This is a genomic window from Dehalococcoidales bacterium (assembly GCA_041656115.1).
Lineage (GTDB): Bacteria > Chloroflexota > Dehalococcoidia > Dehalococcoidales > UBA5627 > UBA5627.
Window position 1 is genome coordinate 1 of the sequence record JBBAED010000029.1, and the last position, 2846, is coordinate 2846.

Annotated in this window: 2 protein-coding genes; both read left to right on the forward strand. The window is 45.9% G+C overall.

Translation table 11 applies throughout. The features are described 5' to 3' along the window. Positions 1–1968: phage tail protein (locus WC958_06365; GenBank protein ID MFA5629845.1), on the forward strand; the 1968-nt coding region annotated here is incomplete at its 5' end. A gap of 5 nt (positions 1969–1973) precedes the next feature. Beyond that, on the forward strand, positions 1974–2846 hold an 873-nt coding region (locus WC958_06370; protein ID MFA5629846.1), incomplete at its 3' end, for a hypothetical protein.

Sequence of the window (2846 nt, forward strand, 5' to 3'; positions counted from 1 at the left end):
CAATACATAGGTGCGTCAAATCGTGACAATACGCCTATTGGTTCAAACGAACAATACCCGGTTAATTTCGTTGTTCCTGCGCGCGGAACTTATGAAATTTTAGGCAAAGCTTTTTCGGAATCTTCTTCGGGTTCACAAGCCGGAAACGTTGTTTCGGTAACACTTGAAAACATACCGGGCGGTTCCGATATGAACCCTGCCCACATTATCCGCGAATGTTTGACCGACCCCGATTGGGGCATGGGTTACGCAGAAAGCGACATTGACGACGTTTCGTTTATGGCCTGCGCCGATAAGCTTTATTTCGAAAACATGGGCATTTCGATTCTTTGGGATAGGCAAACAGCAATTGAAGATTTCATTAAAGAAATTGTAAAGCATATTGACGCCGCTTTGTACGTTGACAGATTTACCGGCAAGTTCAAGCTAAAGCTTATTCGTTTCGATTACGACGAAAACACTTTGCTAGAACTTGACGAAACCAACATTGACAAAGTAACCGACTTTTCACGCCCTGCGTTCGGTGAATTGACCAATTCGGTTTCGGTTAATTATTGGGATTCGGAAACAAACACCGACGCAAGCGTTACGCTTCAAGATATAGCCTTGGCACAAATGCAAGGCGTTACAATCAATACGACGGTTCAATATCCGGGCTTTACTAATAAAACAACAGCAACAAAAGTTGCAGAACGCGACCTTAAAACGCTTTCGACGCCGCTTATTACTTGCACTATATATGCAAACACCGACGGCGCTTCGCTTAATATCGGCGACGTGTTTAAGTTCACTTGGCCGGATTACGAAGTTTTCGGCGTTGTAATGCGCGTTACTGGCATTGCCTACGGCGACGGTAAAAACAATCGCGTTCGCATAAATGCGACGCAAGACGTATTCAACTTGCCCGATTCGGTAATTATCGAACCGCCGCCGCCTGAATGGGTAGACCCCAACGAACCGCCCGTAGCCGTTGCAAATCGAATTGTTTTCGAAGTTCCTTATTTGGAACTTGTGCAACAAAACGGCCAAACAGCAACGGACGGCGAACTATCGGCAAACCCCGAAGTCGGTTACGTCGGGGCGGCTGCGCTGCGCCCGCAGTCCAACGCCATTAACGCCCGTCTTATGACAAACGACGGCGGCGGCTTCGAAGACATTGGGGCGCTTGATTTTTGCCCCGGTGCGTTTTTGAACGAAGCTGTCGATATTGTCGATAGCTTCGGAAACATTGTTTACACGTTTTCAATAAAAAATGCGATTGAAACCGAAAACGTTTCGCTTGGTACTTGGTGCCAAATTGATTCGGAAATAATGGAAGTCGTCGCATTGTCCGAAAACGAAATTACGGTAAAACGCGGCTGTTTGGATACAGTACCGACTAAACATGCCGAAGATACGCCGATTTACTTTTGGGACGCATACGCCCAAGGTTCGCCGACAGAATACGTGCAAAGCGACACAATCGACGTTCGCTTGTTGACTGGAACAGGCGGCGGCGAATTGTTGTTGGAAGAAGCGCCGGAAGACTCTTTGACTATTGTGGGCAGGGCTGCGCGACCTTATCCGCCCGGAAATTTCAAAGTAAACGGCGCTTATTTTCCTTCCGAAATTGATTTGGAAGAACCTGTTTTGTTGTCTTGGTCGCATCGCGATAGAATACAGCAAACAGGGGCAAGCCTTATCGACTTCGCTACGTCCGACATTGGGCCAGAAAGCGGCGTTTCTTATTTGGTCGAAGCCGAAGCTATCATGCCGGACAATTCGACAAATACGTTCTATAGCGAAAACGTCGGTTCTGTTACTTCAAAGGAAATTGATTTGTCGATAGAAGTTCCGCCGACAGGTTATGCTGCCATCGTTTTTAAAGTTGCTTCGGTTCGTTCTGGAATTCAAAGCTTGTTTTTCCAAACAAACCGCGTAAACGTTCTAAAAACGCCTTACGACTTGCAAGCAATTTACACGGAATAAACAAAATGGGCCAAACTACTTTAAGTTGGAAATACGACAGTACAGGCGGCGATGGTTTTAGAATATATCGTTCTGATTCGCCAATGAACCCGCTTGCTTTGCCGACGCCGCTTGCGGAAGTTAATATTTCCGAACGCGAATACGTAGATTCGACAGTTATTGCCGAAGAAACTTATTATTACAGGGTTGGGGCTTATCAAGGTTCCGAAGAAAAAATAAGCGCCGAAATTGAACACGTCGCCGAAGTGGCAAACGATCCTATGTGGAACGATGTTCTTTCTTTGCTTCGATTTGAAGACGGCAATTACATAGACGACAAGGGTAATTCTTGGAATACTTCGGGCACGGTAAGCATAGGCGCAGAAAGCTTTGTATCCACAAACGGATATATACAAAGTTCGGCGTCCCAATTAACAACCATTGGAAACGGCGCGGTTACTGTCGAAATGTTTGTTAGTTCACAACACCTTGAAAATGCGCTATTTTCATTCGTAAAGTCGAAATCTTCGGCGGGCCGCGTTTTTGGGATTCGTGTCGGCCCTTCCGGTGAAACTTTCTGGCTTCGTTTAGAAGGTTCATCGGGTAGCGGTAGCTCGGCTGTATCTTGGGCAACGGTTGCTTACGATATAGCGCCAAATACAAAACACCACCTTGCTATATGTCTTGGGGCCGTAGTTGGCTCAAATAGGCTTTGTGAACTATTTTTGAACGGCGTTAAAATATACTCGGCTAATATAAACAGAACTTCTCTTAATTGCAGTAACGTTACATTTGGCTATGCGTATTGGACTAAAAATTGGAACTTCAAGGGTGAACTTTTTTCGGCAAGAATCACGGCAGGCGTTAGATACACCGACAATTTTACGCCGCCGCCGTTT